At 65.3% G+C, this 18012-nt stretch carries 15 protein-coding genes; 7 read left to right on the forward strand and 8 right to left on the reverse strand.

Translation table 11 applies throughout. The features are described from left to right. Window positions 1-121: 121 nt before the first annotated feature. A complete protein-coding gene (locus GGD62_RS13065) occupies window positions 122-709 on the reverse strand; it encodes a DUF4337 domain-containing protein (protein WP_018318863.1) in 588 nt (195 codons plus the stop codon). Window positions 710-806: 97 nt separating this feature from the next. Then, window positions 807-1772, reverse strand: coding sequence for a tyrosine recombinase XerC (locus tag GGD62_RS13070; protein ID WP_097669016.1), 966 nt, complete (start codon window positions 1770-1772; stop codon window positions 807-809). 110 nt (window positions 1773-1882) lie between these two features. On the opposite strand from GGD62_RS13070, the gene GGD62_RS13075 reads away from it, so the two are divergent. Then, window positions 1883-4093: a primosomal protein N' gene (locus GGD62_RS13075; RefSeq protein ID WP_183708752.1), complete on the forward strand. Its 2211-nt coding sequence runs from the start codon at window positions 1883-1885 to the stop codon at window positions 4091-4093. Between the two features lie 271 nt (window positions 4094-4364). Here GGD62_RS13075 and GGD62_RS13080 read toward each other — a convergent pair whose 3' ends face one another. Further along, on the reverse strand, window positions 4365-4865 hold the full coding sequence (locus GGD62_RS13080) for a septal ring lytic transglycosylase RlpA family protein (protein WP_018318860.1): 501 nt from the start codon (window positions 4863-4865) through the stop codon (window positions 4365-4367). Between the two features lie 685 nt (window positions 4866-5550). On the opposite strand from GGD62_RS13080, the gene GGD62_RS13085 reads away from it, so the two are divergent. From GGD62_RS13085 to GGD62_RS13110, 6 genes are all read left to right on the forward strand, one after another. Continuing rightward, window positions 5551-6111, forward strand: a complete 561-nt coding sequence (locus GGD62_RS13085; protein ID WP_183708803.1) for a F0F1 ATP synthase subunit delta — start codon at window positions 5551-5553, stop codon at window positions 6109-6111. Continuing rightward, window positions 6111-7640 carry a F0F1 ATP synthase subunit alpha gene (gene atpA, locus GGD62_RS13090; protein WP_018318858.1) on the forward strand — a complete coding sequence of 510 codons (1530 nt, stop codon included), beginning with the start codon at window positions 6111-6113 and terminating at the stop codon, window positions 7638-7640. The genes GGD62_RS13085 and atpA overlap by 1 nt, the downstream gene beginning before the upstream one ends. 143 nt (window positions 7641-7783) lie before the next feature. Continuing rightward, window positions 7784-8659 carry a F0F1 ATP synthase subunit gamma gene (locus GGD62_RS13095; RefSeq protein WP_018318857.1) on the forward strand — a complete coding sequence of 292 codons (876 nt, stop codon included), beginning with the start codon at window positions 7784-7786 and terminating at the stop codon, window positions 8657-8659. 52 nt (window positions 8660-8711) lie between these two features. Beyond that, window positions 8712-10154 (forward strand): F0F1 ATP synthase subunit beta, encoded by a 1443-nt coding sequence (atpD, locus tag GGD62_RS13100; RefSeq protein WP_018318856.1) that lies wholly within the window; start codon window positions 8712-8714, stop codon window positions 10152-10154. A gap of 87 nt (window positions 10155-10241) precedes the next feature. After that, on the forward strand, window positions 10242-10649 hold the full coding sequence (locus GGD62_RS13105) for a F0F1 ATP synthase subunit epsilon (RefSeq protein ID WP_018318855.1): 408 nt from the start codon (window positions 10242-10244) through the stop codon (window positions 10647-10649). Window positions 10650-10811: 162 nt separating this feature from the next. Beyond that, entirely contained in the window at window positions 10812-12458 is a 1647-nt protein-coding gene (locus GGD62_RS13110; protein WP_183708754.1) for an adenylate/guanylate cyclase domain-containing protein, read from the forward strand. A gap of 285 nt (window positions 12459-12743) precedes the next feature. Here the strand turns inward: GGD62_RS13110 and GGD62_RS13115 are convergent, their stop codons facing one another. The 5 genes from GGD62_RS13115 to GGD62_RS13135 form a co-directional block, all read right to left on the reverse strand. Further along, on the reverse strand, window positions 12744-13244 hold the full coding sequence (locus tag GGD62_RS13115) for an RNA pyrophosphohydrolase (RefSeq protein ID WP_183261127.1): 501 nt from the start codon (window positions 13242-13244) through the stop codon (window positions 12744-12746). Between the two features lie 63 nt (window positions 13245-13307). Further along, window positions 13308-13814 carry an RNA pyrophosphohydrolase gene (locus GGD62_RS13120; protein WP_183261125.1) on the reverse strand — a complete coding sequence of 169 codons (507 nt, stop codon included), beginning with the start codon at window positions 13812-13814 and terminating at the stop codon, window positions 13308-13310. 75 nt (window positions 13815-13889) lie between these two features. Further along, window positions 13890-15128, reverse strand: coding sequence for a divergent polysaccharide deacetylase family protein (locus GGD62_RS13125; protein ID WP_183708755.1), 1239 nt, complete (start codon window positions 15126-15128; stop codon window positions 13890-13892). 164 nt (window positions 15129-15292) lie between these two features. After that, a complete protein-coding gene (locus tag GGD62_RS13130; protein ID WP_018318850.1) occupies window positions 15293-16651 on the reverse strand; it encodes a S41 family peptidase in 1359 nt (452 codons plus the stop codon). Continuing rightward, window positions 16648-18006: a murein hydrolase activator EnvC gene (locus GGD62_RS13135; protein ID WP_183708756.1), complete on the reverse strand. Its 1359-nt coding sequence runs from the start codon at window positions 18004-18006 to the stop codon at window positions 16648-16650. Before GGD62_RS13135 ends, GGD62_RS13130 begins: the two co-directional genes overlap by 4 nt. Window positions 18007-18012 lie beyond the last annotated feature (6 nt).

Raw genomic sequence — 18012 nt, forward strand, 5'->3', positions numbered from 1 at the left:
CGAAGGGCGACGGCCCGTCTGCATCTCGGCCGTTCTTCCTTCTAGGCTCCGGGCGCAGCGCTGATGTACTGCGCTCCTCGCACCTCAAGATGACGGAGCTGGTGCAACGCTGTTGCACCAATCAATGCAAATGCACCAGATGCGGCCACCACAGGCCGAGGCTGGTCATGAGCAGGCCGGCGAGCGTCAGGATGCCGGCGACATAGGCCAGCGCGAACATGCCGGTGATGATGGTGGCCGAGGCCAGCACGATGCCGATCTGGAAGGCGGCCGACGCCAGCTCGAAGTGATGGTATTTCGCGGTCGCCTCGTCGCGCTCGTGCTCGGCATGCTTGGCCTTCTCGGCGAGCTGCTCGGTGCCTTCGCCGGTCTCCGGCTCGGAGCGGTAGCGCTGCGCGGTCTTGGTCCAGTCGTCGACCTGCTTCTGCACCGCGGGCTTCTGCGCCTCGTCCGCGCCGGCGAGCGCGAGCTTGCCCTGCTCGGCGGCGGTGATCACCACGGTGCGGCGGATGCTCTTGGCCTGGAAGAACGCCCAGAGATTGGCGGCCTCGACGTTCTTGCTGATCGATTCGGTCTGGGCGCCCTTGCCGAGCGTCTCCGAGATCGCCAGGAAGAGCGCCAGCACGGCGATCAGGAGCGCGATCTTCTTGTTCGAGCCGGACGCGTGTTCGGCGTGCTCGGCGTGCTCCATGCTTTCATGTGCGCTCATCAGTCTCTCCTGCCTCGGTTCCGCAACGATTGACCGAACCGCGCGGCCTGCGCAAGAGGCAAGGCAGTTATGACGTCAGTGTGTCAGCGCCAATTCGTCAGCGTCTTGGATGCGCGCTGGCATAGACTTCCAGCAGGCGCTCGGAATCGATGCCGGTGTAGATCTGCGTGGTCGAGAGCGAGGAATGGCCGAGCAATTCTTGGATGGCGCGCAGGTCCCCGCCGCGTGACAGCAAATGCGTGGCGAAGGAATGCCGCAGCGCGTGCGGCGTGGCGCTGTCGGGCAGGCCGAGCGCGCCGCGCAGCCGCTCCATCGCGAGCTGGATGATGCGCGGACTGAGCGGACCGCCGCGCGCGCCGACGAAGATCGGGCCTTCCGCCGGCAACGGATACGGGCACATCGCGACGTATTCCTGAACGAGCTCGAGCACGTTCTGCAGCACCGGCACCATGCGGGTCTTGTTGCCTTTGCCGGTCACGATCAGCACGTCGCCCTCGCCGGGACGCGGCACCTCGCGGCGCTTCAGGCCGAGCGCCTCGGAGATGCGCAGGCCCGAGCCGTACAAGAGCGCCATCACCGCGGCGTCGCGCGCCAGGATCCAGGTCTCGCGATCCTCGCCGGCCCGCTCGTCGGCATCGGCAAGGCGTTTGGCCGATGCCATCGGCAACGGCTTCGGCAAGGTCTTGGCCACCTTCGGCGCACGGATCGCCGAGAGTGCGCCGACCTTGCCCTTGCCTTCGCGCTCGAGGAAGCGGCCGAAGGAGCGCAGCCCGGCGAGCGCGCGCATCAGGCTGCGGCCGGCAATGTCGTCGGCGCGGCGCATCGCCATGAAGGCGCGGACGTCGGTGGCCTCCAGCGCCGCGAAGCGCTTCAGCGTCACGCGTTCGCCCCAATGGCTGCAAAGGAAATCCAGGCACTGCCGCAAGTCGCGGCCATAGGCTTCCAGCGTCTTCGGCGACAACCGCCGCTCGGCGCCGAGATGCGACAGCCAGCGCGTCATCTCCTGCGCGATCGAGGGATCGGCGCTGGCCAGCTCGATTTGTGGGGCGACGGCTTTGCTCATGCGCACTGGACGTGGTGATTCCACCCAGTATATCGCATCACATCCGTTTATCGTTCGCTAAGGCCGCCGCAGGGCGCTAGCCTTGAGGCCCCGGTTCCGATTCTTCGTTCATGGATCACACCTCGCGCAGCACCACCGCCCCGACCAACGCGACCGGCATGGTCGACGTGCTGGTGCCGGTCGCGCTCGACCAGACCTATTCCTACAAGGTGCCGCGTGGCATGGAGCTGAAGGCGGGCGATCTCGTCGCCGTGCCGCTCGGGCCGCGCGAGGTGCTGGCCGTGGTCTGGGGGGAGAACGCCAATCCGGATCCGCGCCTGCACAACCGTCTCAAGGAGGTCAGCGAGAAGCTCGACATCCCGCCGCTCAAGCCCGAGCTGCGGCAGGTGGTCGACTGGGTCGCCAATTACACGCTGAGCCCGCGCGGCATGGTGCTGCGCATGTGCTTGCGGATGGGTGAGAATCTCGGCCCCGAGCGGGTGCGTCCCGGCGTGCGGCTGGTCGGCGATCCGCCGCGACGGCTGACGCCGGCCCGACAGCGCGTGATCGAGGTGCTCTCGGACCGGCTGCTGCACGGCAAGTCGGAAGCGGCCAAGGAGGCCGGCGTCTCCTCGGGCGTGATCGACGGGCTGGTCGACGAAGGCACGCTGACGGTCGAGCCGATGCCGCCGCCTGCCCCGCCGCCGGTGCCCGATCCCGATTTCGGCCGGCCGGACTTTACCCCGCTGCAGCGCGCGGCGGTCGACACGATGCGCGCGCTCGCGGCCAACGGCACCTTCCACGTCGCATTGCTCGACGGCGTCACCGGTTCCGGCAAGACCGAGGTCTATTTCGAGGCGATCGCGGAAGCCATCCGCCGCGGCAGGCAATCGCTGATCCTGATGCCGGAGATCGCGCTCACCGGCCAGTTCCTCGATCGCTTCGCGCAACGTTTCGGCGTGCGGCCGATCGAATGGCATTCCGAGCTGACGCCGCGCACCCGCGCGCGCAACTGGGCTGCGATCTCCGGAGGCAGCGCGCCGGTCGTGGTCGGCGCGCGCTCGGCGCTGTTTTTGCCCTACGCCAATCTCGGCCTGATCGTCGTCGATGAGGAGCACGATCAGGCCTACAAGCAGGACGAGGGCGTACATTATCACGCCCGCGACATGGCGGTGGTGCGCGCGCATATCGCCAAGATTCCGGTCGTGCTGGCGTCTGCGACACCGTCGGTCGAATCCGAGGTCAACGCGCGCAAGAACCGCTATCAGCGCATCGCGCTGCCCTCGCGCTTCGGCGGCCAGCACATGCCGCATATCGAGGCCATCGACATGCGCCGCGAGCCGCCGGCGCGCGGCCGCTTCATCTCGCCGCGGCTGGCCGGTGAAATCAGAGGCGCGATCGAAAAGCGCGAGCAGGCGCTGCTGTTCCTCAATCGCCGCGGCTATGCGCCGCTGACGCTGTGCCGCGGCTGCGGCCACCGCTTCGCCTGCACCATCTGCGATGCCTGGCTGGTCGATCACCGCTTCCGCCAGCGCCTGGTCTGTCATCATTGCGGCTTCTCGATGCCGCGTCCGCATCTCTGTCCGAACTGTTCGGCCGAGGAATCGCTCGTTGCCGTCGGCCCCGGCGTCGAACGCCTGCAGGAGGAGGCGGCCGCCCTGTTTCCGCAAGCCCGCACCATGGTGCTGTCGAGCGATCTGATTACCTCGATCGAGACGATGCGCTCCGAGCTTGCCGAGATCGCGGAGGGCCGCGTCGACATCATCATCGGCACGCAGCTCGTGGCCAAGGGTCACAATTTTCCGCGGCTCAATCTGGTCGGCGTGGTCGATGCGGATCTTGGTCTTTCCAACGGCGATCCGCGCGCGGCGGAGCGCACCTGGCAATTGCTCAACCAGGTGATCGGCCGCGCCGGGCGCGAGCAGGGCCGCGGCATCGGCTATCTCCAGACCCACCAGCCCGATCATCCCGTGATGAAGGCGCTGATCGCCTGCGACCGCGAGGCCTTCTACGACAGCGAGATCGATCTGCGCGAACGCACGCTGTATCCGCCGTTCGGCCGGCTCGCCAGCCTGATCATCTCCGCCGGCGACCGCCCGAGCGCCGAAGGTCTCGGGCGGAGACTCGTCGCGCTCGCCCCGCGCGACGAGCGCGTCGTGGTGCTCGGCCCGGCGGAAGCGCCGCTCGCGGTGATCAAGGGCCGCTACCGCTTCCGCATCCTGGTGAAATCGGCGCGCGGTTTCGACCTCTCGGACTATTTGCGCAACTGGCTCGCCGTCTGCCCGAAGCCGACGGGCAATCAGAAGCTCGAAGTCGACGTCGATCCGCAGAGCTTTTTGTAGGGGCCACGAGCATTCGTAGGGTGCGCAAAAGCGCGCGTCTTCGTTCGAAGAACGAAGGCGTAAGCGTGCCCACCACTGAAATTGGTGGGCACGCATCCGCCGCCGCTCCGCAAGCGCCGGAGAATGCTTTGCCCACCCTACGGCAGCTGCGCTCCGCCCGGGCTACGATGCCAATAAAAAAGCCCGCGGTCCCCCAAGACCGCGGGCTTGTTTCATGCGCGCATCAAACTGATGAAAACTGCGCGCGCTCGATGAGACGCTTTATCGCGCCTTAGGAGACGACTTCCGCGGTGACGCGGCCGACGCCGCGACCCGTGAGGCCGATGGCGCGGGCAGCGCCCGTGGAGAGGTCGAGAACCCGGCCGCGAATGAACGGGCCACGGTCATTGATGGTGACGACGACGCTCGAGCCGCCGTGGGTGACGCGCAGCTTGGTGCCGAACGGCAGCGAACGGTGCGCCGCCGTCATAGCATTCTGGTTGAAGCGCTGGCCCGAGGCCGTGCGGCTGCCGGACTCGTTGCCGTAAAAGGAGGCCATGCCGGAGAAGCTGTGGCCCGTGCCCGAGGTCGGCGTCATCGACGCATTGGCGTTGCGCCAATCGGAGGTCGCGTTGGTATCGGTCTGAGCGTGGTGGCGGTGATGATGATGCCGGTGATGCCGGGATTTGGCGGAAGCTTCGGTGGCAGTTCCACCGATGAGAAGAGTTGCGGCAATGAAAGCGATCGCCGTGCGCGGCCGGGTCACAAAGCCCAGCGTCTTCAAAGACAGCATTTAGTGGTCCCTAAGCTAGTATTGCCACACATGTGGCTAGTGGAGCCCCCATCAGTTTGTGAGCGGATTGGCGTTTCGATTCCTAATGAGGCGTGAATTGGGCAGTAAATCTATTCTGTGTCGTCATGAAATATCTTGTTACCGCGACCAGATATTCAGGCGATGTTTCGTAATCTTCGCCTTTAACGATTTGTTAACCTATGAAATACTTCAAAATACTGTAAAAGCGAAGTCATCACCTTGAGCATTTAGAATTGGGTAAGTATTCGGCGAGTGGAGCTGGCGAGGCCAGAATCACGCCTCAGCGATCCGTGTTCATGGCCGCTATGCGCTGAGAGCAGGAACCAACAAGGCGAGACACGGCAGAGCCGCCGCGACAATTCCGTGACGCGGCACCTCGTCACCATGTCCTTGCTCAAGTCCCTGATACGGTCGTCGGATCAGGTGGTGATCGATGCATCCCGCATGCGACGAACTGGCGACAGAACCTCGTGCCTTTAATTTGGCGTCATGTTGCACCTGCGCGCCTGCTATGTTAGCAAAGCCGCGATTTTCACGGATCCGGCACCTCCCGTGTCGGCCGGAAATCGAAGTCCCGCTTGAATTCCAAGGGCTTGGATCGCTTGGCGCCGCTTTGTGGCGACGGTTTTTCCCTTGCGAGTTTGACAGCAAAAAGAGCGCGTCTGTGGCTGCAGAAGATACGTCCGTTTCAGGTGTGTCCGGCCGTTATGCAACGGCCTTGTTTGAACTGGCCCGCGACCAGAAAGTGGTCGACGAGGTCAAAGCCGATCTCGAGAAATTCGAGGCCATGCTGAATGAGAGCGCCGATCTAAAGCGCCTCGTCCGCAGCCCGGTTTTCGCGGCCGATGCCCAGTCCAAGGCCCTTTCGGCCGTGCTGGCCAAGGCCGGCATCGCCGGCATCTCCGCCAATTTCCTGAAAGTCCTGACCGCCAATCGCCGCCTGTTCGCGGTGGTCGACGTCATTCGCGCCTACCGGGCCCTGGTCGCCAGGTTCAAGGGCGAGGTGACGGCCGACGTCACCGTGGCGGAATCGCTTTCGGACAAGAATCTCGACGCCCTCAAGGTTGCCCTGAAGTCGGTGACCGGCAAGGACGTCGCGCTCAACGTGAATGTCGATCCCTCGATCATCGGTGGCCTCGTCGTCAAGCTCGGCAGCCGCATGATCGATAGTTCGCTTCGCACCAAACTCAATTCGATCAAGCACGCGATGAAAGAGGCAGGCTGATGGACATCCGCGCCGCGGAAATTTCCGCGATCCTCAAGGACCAGATCAAGAATTTCGGCCAGGAAGCTGAAGTCTCCGAAGTCGGACAGGTGCTGTCCGTCGGCGACGGTATTGCCCGCGTCTATGGTCTGGACAACGTCCAGGCCGGCGAGATGGTCGAGTTCGAGAACGGCACCCGCGGCATGGCGCTGAACCTCGAAACCGACAACGTCGGCGTCGTGATCTTCGGCGGCGACCGTGAGATCAAGGAAGGCCAGACCGTCAAGCGCACCCGCGCCATCGTGGACGCGCCGGTCGGCAAGGGCCTGCTCGGCCGCGTCGTCGACGCGCTCGGCAATCCGATCGACGGCAAGGGCCCGATCCAGGCCGACAAGCGCATGCGCGTCGACGTCAAGGCGCCCGGCATCATTCCGCGCAAGTCGGTGAGCGAGCCGATGGCGACCGGCCTCAAGGCGATCGACGCCCTGATCCCGATCGGCCGCGGCCAGCGCGAGCTGATCATCGGCGACCGTCAGACCGGCAAGACCGCGATCGCGCTCGACACCATCCTGAACCAGAAGCCGCTCAACGCGCAGCCCGACGAGAACATCAAGCTGTACTGCGTCTACGTCGCAGTCGGCCAGAAGCGCTCGACGGTTGCCCAGTTCGTGAAGGTGCTGGAAGAGCAGGGCGCGCTCGAATATTCGATCGTCGTCGCCGCCACCGCGTCGGATCCGGCGCCGATGCAGTACATCGCGCCGTTCACCGCCTGCACCATGGGCGAGTTCTTCCGCGACAACGGCATGCACGCGGTCATCATCTATGACGATCTGTCCAAGCAGGCCGTCGCCTACCGCCAGATGTCGCTGCTGCTGCGCCGCCCGCCGGGCCGCGAAGCCTATCCGGGCGACGTGTTCTACCTGCATTCCCGTCTGCTCGAGCGCGCGGCCAAGCTCAGCAAGGATCACGGCTCGGGCTCGCTGACCGCACTGCCGGTCATCGAAACCCAGGCCAACGACGTGTCGGCCTACATTCCGACCAACGTCATCTCGATCACCGACGGTCAGATCTTCCTGGAAACCGACCTGTTCTTCCAGGGCATCCGTCCCGCGGTGAACGTCGGTCTGTCGGTGTCGCGCGTCGGCTCCTCGGCGCAGACCAAGGCCACCAAGAAGGTCGCCGGCAAGATCAAGGGCGAGCTGGCGCAGTACCGCGAAATGGCGGCGTTCGCGCAGTTCGGCTCCGACCTCGACGCCTCGACCCAGCGCCTGCTGAACCGCGGCTCGCGCCTGACCGAGCTCCTGAAGCAGCCGCAGTTCGCGCCGCTGAAGATGGAAGAGCAGGTCTGCGTGATCTGGGCCGGCACCAACGGCTATCTCGATCCGCTCCCGGTCAACAAGGTGCGCGCGTTCGAGGACGGCCTGCTGTCGCTGCTGCGTGGCAAGAACGTCGACATCCTCAATTCGATCCGCGACACCCGCGACCTCTCCGACGACGTGGCTGCCAAGCTGAAGTCGGTGGTCGAAGGTTTTGCGAAGAGCTTCGCTTAATCGCAGCATGGCCGGGTCACCCGGCCATGATCGCTTCGCGAGAGGCAAGACAATAAGAAGCGTGCCCGGCGCCCGGCCGGGCATTGCGATCGGGACAGGCTAGCGGTCCGACGTATCAGTCGAACCGCCGGGGTGAACGAAGAATGGCGTCACTTAAAGACATGCGCGTGCGCATCGCCTCCACCAAGGCGACGCAAAAGATCACCAAGGCCATGCAAATGGTCGCGGCGTCCAGGTTGCGCCGCGCCCAGCAGGCGGCCGAAGCTGCGCGCCCCTATGCCGACAAGATGAGCGCGGTGATCTCCAACATCGCCAGCGCTGCCGCCGGTTCGCCCGGCGCGCCGGCGCTGCTGGCCGGCACCGGCAAGGACCAGGTCCACCTGCTGCTGGTCTGCACCGGCGAGCGCGGCCTGTCCGGCGCCTTCAACTCCTCGATCGTGCGTCTCGCGCGCGATCGTGCCCAGGCGCTGATGGCGCAGGGCAAGGAAGTCAAATTCTTCTGCGTCGGCCGCAAGGGCTATGAGCAGCTCCGCCGCCAGTTCGACAAGCAGATCGTCGAGCATCTCGACCTGCGCAGCGTTCGTCAGCTCGGTTTCGTCAACGCCGAGGACATCGCCAGGAAGGTGCTGGCCCGTTTCGAGAACGGCGAGTTCGACGTCTGCACGCTGTTCTACGCGCAGTTCAAGTCGGTGATCGCCCAGATCCCGACCGCGCAGCAGATCATTCCGCTGGTCGTGGAAGAGAAGGCGGCGAACGCGCCGTCGACGTCCTACGAATATGAGCCGGAGGAGGACGAACTCCTTTCGGGCCTGCTGCCGCGCAACATCGCGGTGCAGATCTTCCGCGCGCTGCTGGAGAACACTGCTTCGTTCTACGGCGCGCAGATGAGCTCGATGGACAACGCCACCCGCAACGCCGGCGAAATGATCCGCAAGCAAACCCAGATCTACAACCGAACCCGTCAAGCCCAGATCACCAAGGAGCTGATCGAGATCATCTCCGGCGCCGAGGCGGTCTGACGCACGAACTCAACGACGGTCGTTCAAGTAAAGAATTTCGAAGGAGAGCTTCATGGCTACAGCAGCTAACCCGGTCGGTCGCGTCACCCAGGTCATGGGCGCCGTCGTCGACGTTCAGTTCGAGGGCCACCTCCCGGCCATTCTCAATTCGCTGGAAACCAAGAACGGCAACATCCGCCTCGTGCTGGAAGTTGCGCAGCATCTCGGTGAGTCCACCGTGCGCACGATCGCGATGGACGTGACCGAAGGTCTGGTGCGCGGCCAGGAAGTGACCGATACCGGCCAGCCGATCCGCGTTCCCGTCGGCGAAGGCACGCTCGGCCGCATCATCAACGTCATCGGCGAGCCGATCGACGAAGCCGGCCCGGTCAACGCCGAAGGCCTGCGCCCCATCCATCAGGACGCGCCGAGCTACACCGACCAGTCGACCGAAGCTGAAATTCTGGTCACCGGCATCAAGGTCGTCGATCTTCTGGCTCCCTATGCGAAGGGCGGCAAGATCGGCCTGTTCGGCGGCGCCGGCGTCGGCAAGACCGTGCTGATTCAGGAGCTGATCAACAACGTCGCGAAGGCGCACGGCGGTTACTCCGTGTTCGCCGGTGTCGGCGAGCGCACCCGCGAGGGCAACGACCTCTATCACGAGTTCATCGAATCCAAGGTCAACGCCGATCCGAAGAATCCGGATCCGAGCGTGAAGTCGAAGTGCGCGCTGGTGTTCGGCCAGATGAACGAGCCGCCCGGCGCCCGCGCCCGCGTCGCGCTCACGGGTCTGACCATCGCGGAAGACTTCCGCGACAAGGGCCAGGACGTGCTGTTCTTCGTCGACAACATCTTCCGCTTCACCCAGGCCGGCTCGGAAGTGTCGGCGCTGCTCGGCCGTATTCCTTCGGCGGTGGGTTATCAGCCGACGCTCGCCACCGACATGGGCGCGCTGCAGGAGCGCATCACCACCACCCAGAAGGGTTCGATCACCTCGGTGCAGGCCATCTACGTTCCGGCCGACGACTTGACCGACCCGGCGCCCGCGACCTCGTTCGCGCATCTTGACGCGACCACCACGCTGTCGCGCTCGATCGCCGAAAAGGGCATCTACCCCGCGGTGGATCCGCTCGACTCGACCTCGCGCATGCTCTCCCCGCTGGTCGTCGGCGAGGAGCACTATGCGGTTGCCCGTCAGGTCCAGCAGGTGCTGCAGCGCTACAAGGCGCTCCAGGACATCATCGCCATTCTCGGCATGGACGAGCTTTCGGAAGAGGACAAGCTGACGGTGGCACGCGCCCGCAAGGTCGAGCGCTTCATGTCGCAGCCGTTCCACGTCGCCGAAATCTTCACGGGATCGCCCGGCAAGTTCGTCGAGCTCGCCGACACCATCAAGGGCTTCAAGGGCCTGGTGGAAGGCAAGTACGACCACCTGCCCGAAGCTGCCTTCTACATGGTCGGCACGATCGAAGAAGCCGTCGAGAAGGGCAAGAAGCTGGCGGCGGAAGCGGCCTAAGGCGCGAATGGCGAATGGGGAGTAGCGAATAGACGCGCTGCTCTCTTCGCCACTCGCCATTCGCTACTCACCATTCGCAGGTACACCATGGCTACCTTCCACTTCGATCTCGTCTCTCCGGAAAAGCTCGCGTTCTCGGGCGAGGTCGATCAGGTCGACATCCCCGGCGTCGAGGGTGATTTCGGCGTGCTGGCAGGGCATGCGCCGGTCGTGGCTGCGATCCGTCCGGGCATCCTCACCATCACCACGGCTGGCCGCCATGAGAAGGTCATCGTGCTCGGCGGTCTCGCCGAAGTCTCCGAAAAGGGCCTGACCGTGCTCGCCGATGTCGCGACGTCGCTGGCCGAGCTCGACCGCGCCCAGTTCGCGGCGACCATCTCGGAGATGGAAGAGGGGCTGAAGGAGCACGAAGGCAGCGAGCTCGATCAGGCGATCGAGCGGCTTGACCACTTCAAGAGCATCCAGCAGCAGCTCAACTCGACGGCTATGCACTAAGCCCCGGGGCACCGCTCCGGGGCTCGGACGAGAATTCGTGCAAGACATTCCCTGACCAAGTGCAGCGCTCGTCACACCGGTGGCGGGCGCTGAAACTTTGTTGCACCGTGTTACCGATCGCGGCATTCTGCCTTGCGAATTTGTTCCCGGGGCGGGTCGCAGATGAAACGCAAGATCGCAGCGATTTTCGCAGCCGATATTGCCGGTTACTCGAGACTGGTTGCCGAAGACGAGGAAGAGACGCTGCGGCGTCTGGCCTCCTATCGCGAGGTCGTCGACGATTTCATCGCGAGGGCCGGCGGGCGCATCTTCAATACGGCGGGCGATGCCGTGCTCGCGGAATTCCCGAGCGCGGTCGATGCGGTGCGTTGCGCGATCGACATCCAGGAATCCTTGCGGACCCGTAACATGGCCTATCCGCCGAGCCGGCAGATGTCGTTCCGCATCGGCATCACCATTGGCGACGTGGTCGAGCGCAACGGCGATCTGCTCGGCGACGGCGTCAACATTGCGGCGCGGCTGGAGGGTCTCGCCGAGGTCGGCGGCATCTGCGTCTCGCGCGCGGTGCATGAGCAGGTCGCCAACAAGCTCTCGGTGCAGTTCGCCGATATCGGCGCGCAGGAGGTCAAGAACATCCCGACGCCGGTGCATGCCTACATGGTGGCGATGCGGCGCGAGGACGGCAGCTATAGCAAGCCGCAGCTGAAGAAGGCGGCTTCCAAGGTGGCCGCAGCACCGGTGTGGATGTGGCCGCTGGTGGTCGCCGTGGTCTCGGTCACCGGCATCGGCGTCACCGGCTTCCTCTACAACACCAAGCTCAAGCAGACGGCGAATGTCGCAGCGACGCCGGCCGCAGCACCAAGCGCGACTCCAAGCGCGGCGCCGACTCAAATGGTGAAGACGCCGATGATGCCGATGACCGCGCCGAATGCCGGCGCTGCGATGACGCCGATGCCTGCGCCGTCACCATCGGCCGCGCCGATGGCCGGCAAGTTTGCGGCCGACAGCGTTCCCTTCATCAACGAGCGCGTCCGCAACTACCTTGCCGGCGACTATTCCGCGGCCGGCGACTACAAGGCTTTCGCGCTCAATGTTGGCGGCTTCACCGGTTCGGCCCTGAACCAGCCGAACGAGGAGGCCGCGCGCAACACCGCGATCGAGCAGTGCCAGAAGCGCGCCGATGCCGCGCAATCGCCGCGGCGCTGCGAGCTCTATGCGGTCGGCAACAACGTCGTCTACGCGCACGGCAAGCCGCCGATGCCGCCGTCTCCGTATTTCCGGCACGACGCCATGACCGAGCGGACATTCGCATCGAAGGACTTTCCGATGGTGCGCGAACCGCAAAAGGTCCGGCTCGAGAACATGTTCGTGCCCGCGGCGAAATCCCGCTCGGTCGCGCTCGGCCCCGGCGGACAATATTTCATGGTGCTCGGCGCCGCGTCCGCCGAAGATGCCGCGCGGCGCTCGCTGGAGTCGTGCGGCGCCATCGCCGGCGTTGCCTGCCTCGTGGTCGCGATCGACGACAATTTCGTCGTGCCGATCCCGACCCTGTTCAGGATCACCGGCTTCTTCAACGCCGCCTCCAACGCCTCGATCGTGGCGGCTGCGCGCGGCGAGGTCGTGCGCAAGCTCGGTGACGCCATGGGCTGGAATGCGGTCGCGGTCGGCACCGCGGGCCGACCGGGCCTCGGCCTCAAGGCCGCCGACGAGCAGGCCGCCGTCGCTTCCGCGCTATCCGACTGCGCCAAGCGCGACAGCGACTGCCACGTCATCGCACTCGGCCCGTTCACGGTGGGGCCGATTAATTAGGGTGATGCGATAAAGACCCCACTGGCGCGCCGACACAGGTGCGTTCCCTCCCCCCCTTGTGGGGGGGTTAGGGAGAGGGGTAGCCCAGCAAAAGGTGCGAGTTGTTGTCGATGCGCCGAGGCGATCCCGGGCGGATAGAATCCCCGTGTGATACCCCTCTCCCCGACCCTCCCCCACAAGGGGGGAGGGAGCGAGATAGCGGGGCCCCCTCACGCAAATGTCCGCCAAAATTTCTCCAACCATTTCAAACCCCATTCTACTGTGCATGGGGTTGTTTTCGCGGTTTTAGTTTGCGAAGGCCGCGAACTGCTGCGCGACGGCCTGATAAACCTCGCGGCGGAACGGCACCACGACGTCGGCAACACGGTCGAGGCGCTCCCAGCGCCAGGCATCGAACTCCGCGGGCTGGCCGTTGCGCGGCGTCAGCGGGTCGATCTCGTCATCCTTGCCGGTGAAGCGCAGGGCGAACCATTTTTGCCGCTGGCCGCGAAACTTCGCGAGGCGATGCGTCTGCGGTCCGTCGTAAGGCGGGAATTCGTAAGCGAGCCAGTCGGTCTCGCCGAGATAGTCCGCGCTGACGACGCTGGTCTCCTCCCAGAGCTCGCGCATCGCGGCATCGCGCAAATTCTCGCCGTCGTCGACGCCGCCCTGCGGCATCTGCCAGTCGAGGCCGGGCAGGATGATCTCGGGTCCGTCGCCCTTGAAGCGATGGCCGATCAGCACGCGGCCTTCGGTGTTGAAGAGGGCGATCCCGACGTTGGGGCGGTAGGGTTTTTGATTCGTCACGCGTCAATCTCTCGTCGTCGTTCCGGCGATGCATTAGCACCGAAGCCGGGACGACAATTCGATTTATTGGTCCGCCAGCGCGGAAAATTCCTGCACCACGCGCTCATAGACCGGGCGCTTGAAGGGAATGATCAGCCCGGTCAGATTCTTCATCGGCTCCCAGCGCCAGCTCACGAATTCGGCCTTGTGGCCGCCGCCGCCGGGACTGGCGACATTGATCTCGCTGTCCTTGCCGGTGAAGCGCACCGCGTACCATTTCTGGCGCTGACCGCGATAGCGGCCCTTCCAGGCGCGCCCGGCGACCGTGCGCGGAATGTCGTAAGTGAGCCAGTCCGGGACCTCGCCGAGCCGCTCGACCGAGCGCACGCTGGTCTCCTCATAGAGCTCGCGCTTGGCGGCGTCCCAGGTATCTTCGCCGGGATCGACGCCACCTTGCGGCATCTGCCAGACATGGGTGTCGTCGACATGCTCGATGCCGCCGGCGCGGCGGCCGATGAATACCCGTCCCTCTGGGTTGATCAGCATCACACCGACGCAGGTCCGGTAGGGCAGATCCTCGTAACGCGCCATTCCGCCAGACCTCTCGCATGCTGTCGGTAAGGCTTGACCGGTCCCGCGGGACCCGTGCCGTACCAATCCGTTGATTTAGCTGGATTTTGATTTCAGCATCGCGGTTGTCAATGGCACCAAAAGGATACCCCGGTCGCCCAACGTCTTGGTCCAGGCGCCGATGCGCTCGATCGAGACGGGAAGGGCGGAGGCGGTGCCGACAGCCGCGCCGCGCTCGCGTGCCGCCGATTCCAGCTTGTTCAGGGCGCGGTCGATCTCGGTCGGGGTCGGCACCACGTCGATCGCGATGTCGCCCTTGCCGAACGGCATGGCCTGGTTCGCCGCGGCCTGGGCTGCGATGCTGCGGGGCGAGGAGCCGTCGTCGAAGAAGCCGAGGCCGCGCTTGGCCGCCTCGCGGATGATCGGCTGCATCGCCGGCTCCGTCGCGACGAAGCGGGCGCCCATGAAATTGGTGACGCCGGCATAGCCCTGCATCCGGCTGAAATGCCAGAACAGGCGGTCCATGTTCTGGTCGGCGCTGAGCGAGGTGAGCAGCGTCTGCGGTCCCGGATCATTGTCCGGGAAGTCGTAGGGCTCCATCGGGATCTGGAGGAAGATCTCGTGGCGCTGCGCGCGGGCCCGTTCGGCGAGCTTGCCGGGATCGGTGCCGTAGGGCGTGAAGGCCAGCGTCACCGCCGCCGGCAGCCTCATGATCGCATCGGTGGTCTTGGCGGCGCCGACGCCGAGCCCGCCGATCACGATGGCGACCACCGGCATCTTGGCGGCCTTGGCGCGATCGGCGTCCGCCGCATAGACGTTGAACGGCTTCAGCCCGTCGGCGACCACCGGGATCATGCCGTAGCGTGACTTCTCCAGCAGTTTTGGATTGATCCCGGCCATGACGGGCGGTGGGGCCGAAGCGGCCCCGGCCTTGTCGCCTGCGTCCTCGCCGATCACCACGTCGTGGCGGGCGCCGGTGGAGCCGTCGATCATGGTGACGGTCTTCTGCTCGCCCGGTGCGGCCTGCTTCGGCGTCTCCTGGCTGTCGTGCTTGCTATTCTGCTTGCTGTCTTGCTTGCCGTCCTGGCCGTGGCCGGCGGCGGGCTTCTCGGCGGCAGCCTTGTCGGCGCCGTTCTCGCGGATGGCGATCCGCGTCATCGGCTCGCCGCCGAGCGGATCCTTGTTGAAGATGGCGAAGCCGGCAAAGGCGAGGAGGAACAGGCCGAGCAGCACGGCGAGCGCCTGCATGGCCGTGAACGGCAGCCGCAGCCGGCGTTTCCGGCGCGGCTTGTCCTGTCCGAGCGGGGCGCTCAGATCATCGGCCGTTTCAGTCATGCGCGATCCCGAATCACTGCCAAGGACGATACCACGCCGGGGTCAAGCGGCGGCAGGCCGGGATAGGCCGGGGATGCCAGGAGTTTCCAGCAACCAGGAGTTCCAAGCAAAAAGGGCGGCTCCGAGGAGCCGCCCTTTCGTGGGATCGCGTGGATGCGCCGACTTTAGTTCGCCGCTTTGGGCTTGTCGGTCGTAGCCTTGTTGTCGCCGCCCGGGGTGGGCGCGGCGGAGGCGCTGTTCTTGATGCCGTGGAGCAGGTCGTCGGCGAGCTTGAGCGCCTTGTCGTCCTTGGCGTCCGGCGGGACGTAGGACTGCGAGCCGGTCTTCTCGTCGCCATCGTTCTTCAGATGGCCGCGCAGCGAAGCCTCACCCTTGGTGTCGGTGCGCGACTTCAGCTCGTCCGGCACGTCCTGCAGCACTTCGATGTCGGGCACGATGCCCTTGGCCTGGATCGACTTGCCCGACGGCGTGTAGTAGCGCGCCGTGGTCAGGCGCAGCGCGCCGTTGCCGCTTCCGAGCGGAATGATGGTCTGCACCGAGCCCTTGCCGAACGAACGCGTGCCGACGATGGTCGCGCGCTTGTGGTCCTGCAGCGCGCCGGCGACGATCTCCGATGCCGAGGCCGAGCCGCCATTGACCAGCACGATGACAGGCTTGCCTTTGGTCAGATCGCCCGAATGCGCGGTGCGACGCTGGGTCTCCTCGGCGTTGCGGCCGCGGGTCGACACGATCTCGCCCTTCTCCAGGAACGAGTCGGACACGGTGACCGCTTCCTCGAGCAGGCCGCCCGGATTGTTGCGGAGGTCGATGATGTAGCCCTTCAGCTTGTCGCCGATCTGATTGGAGAGGTTGGCGACCTCGCGCTTCAGGCCTTCGGTGGTCTGCTCGTTGAAGGTGGTGATGCGGATATAGGCGATGTCGTCGGCCTCGACGCGCGCGCGCACCGAGCGGACGCGGATGTTGTCGCGCACCAGGGTGACGTCGATCGGATTGTCCTGGCCCTTGCGGATGATCTTGAGCTTGATCTTGGTGTTGACCGGGCCGCGCATCTTCTCGACCGCCTGGTTCAGGGTCAGGCCCTGCACCGCCTCGTCGTCGAGATTGGTGATGATGTCGTTGGCCATGACGCCGGCGCGCGAAGCCGGGGTGTCGTCGATCGGCGAGACCACCTTGATCAGGCCGTCTTCCATAGTGACCTCGATGCCGAGGCCGCCGAACTCACCGCGGGTCTGCACCTGCATGTCGCGGAAGCTCTTGGCGTCCATGTAGCTCGAATGCGGATCGAGGCCGGTGAGCATGCCGCTGATGGCGGATTCGATCAGCTTGGTGTCGTCGGGCTTCTCGACATAGTCGGAGCGCACGCGCTCGAAGACGTCACCGAACAGATTGAGCTGGCGATAGGTGTCTGCGGTCGCGGCTCGCGCGCTGGAGCCCATGAACACCGCGCGCGGCTGGGTCACGAACAGCATCAGCGCCGCACCGGTGGCCGCGCTGAGGAGGATTACTGAAGTCTTGCGCATCATCCGCGAACCTTCTCGCCTTCATTTGCGGCCCACCATGGGCCTGGATCGATTGGAGTGCCGTCCTTACGGAACTCGACATACAGCACAGGTTGACTCGCGTTCGTCGCGAGAATGGAGGCGACCTGAGAGGTCGATCCCATCGTCGCAACCGGCTCCCCCGTGAGCACAAACTGTCCGATGTTGACCGAAATGCGCTCCATCCCGGCGATCAGGACATGATACCCGCCCCCGGCGTTGAGGATCAAGAGTTGTCCATAGCTGCGGAACGGGCCTGAATAGACCACCCAGCCGTCACACGGCGTTGTGACCTGGGAGCCGGGCTTGGTCGCCAGCGAAATGCCCTTCTGGACCCCGCCGACCCCGTCGGAACCGCCAAAATCCCTGATCTTGTTACCGTTAACCGGAAGAGGCAGGAGACCCTTGGCGGAAGCAAAGACGATCGCGGGGGTGGTACGGGACCGGTCCTTGAACACGCCCGGCCCGGACTTGGCGCTCGCGCTGGCGCTGGCCGCCGCCTTGGCCTCGGCCTGCCTTGCGGCCTCGGCTGCCTTCTCGGCGGCCTTGGCGGCGCTTTGCAGATCCTGCTCCATCTTGGTGATCAGGCCCTGGAGATCGCCGACCTGTCTCGAAAGCGCGATGGCGCGCGAATTCTCGGCATCGAGGTCCTTTTCGCGCGCCGCCTGCTGGCGCTGCCGCTCGTCGACGAGGGCGGTGAGCCGGGTCTGGTCGCTCCTGACCTTGTCGCGATCGGAAGCGAGCTGGTCGCGCTCGGTGGCGATATTCTTGCGCAAGGCCACGAGCTCGCCGAGCTCGCTTGCGATCTTTTCGGCGCGGCCGCGCAACTCCGGCACCACGGCGCCGAGCAGCATCGCGGTGCGCAGTGATTGCAGCGCATCTTCGGGCCGCACCAGCAGCGCCGGCGGCGTGCGCCGTCCGGCCCGCTGCAGTGCTGCCAGCACCTCGACGATGTCGGCACGGCGCGAATCGAGCGAGGAGCGCATCGCCTGCTCGCGTCCGTTGAGCGCGCGCAGCCGGGCTTCGGTTTCGTCGATCTTGGTCTCCACACTGCGCACATTGGTGGCGGTGTCGATCAGCTGCTGATTGAGCTGAGTGCGGTCCTGGCCGAGTGAGGTGATCTCGGCCTTGAGCTTGGCCTGTGCCTCTTCCGCGCTCTTCTGCCGGGCGCGCGCGGCTTCGAGCTCCTGCTCGCGCTGCTTGATGGCGTCGGGCGAGACGGCGGCGGTCTGCGGCGCCGGCGCTGCGGTCTGGGCTTGCGCGAGGCTTATGTAAGCTTGCGCGAGGCTTGCGCCGGCAACGCTTCCGATCAGCAGCAGGTTGAGGAGCGGCGCTCGCATCGTGTC

The sequence above is a fragment of the Bradyrhizobium sp. ERR14 genome (assembly GCF_014198235.1).
Lineage (GTDB): Bacteria > Pseudomonadota > Alphaproteobacteria > Rhizobiales > Xanthobacteraceae > Bradyrhizobium.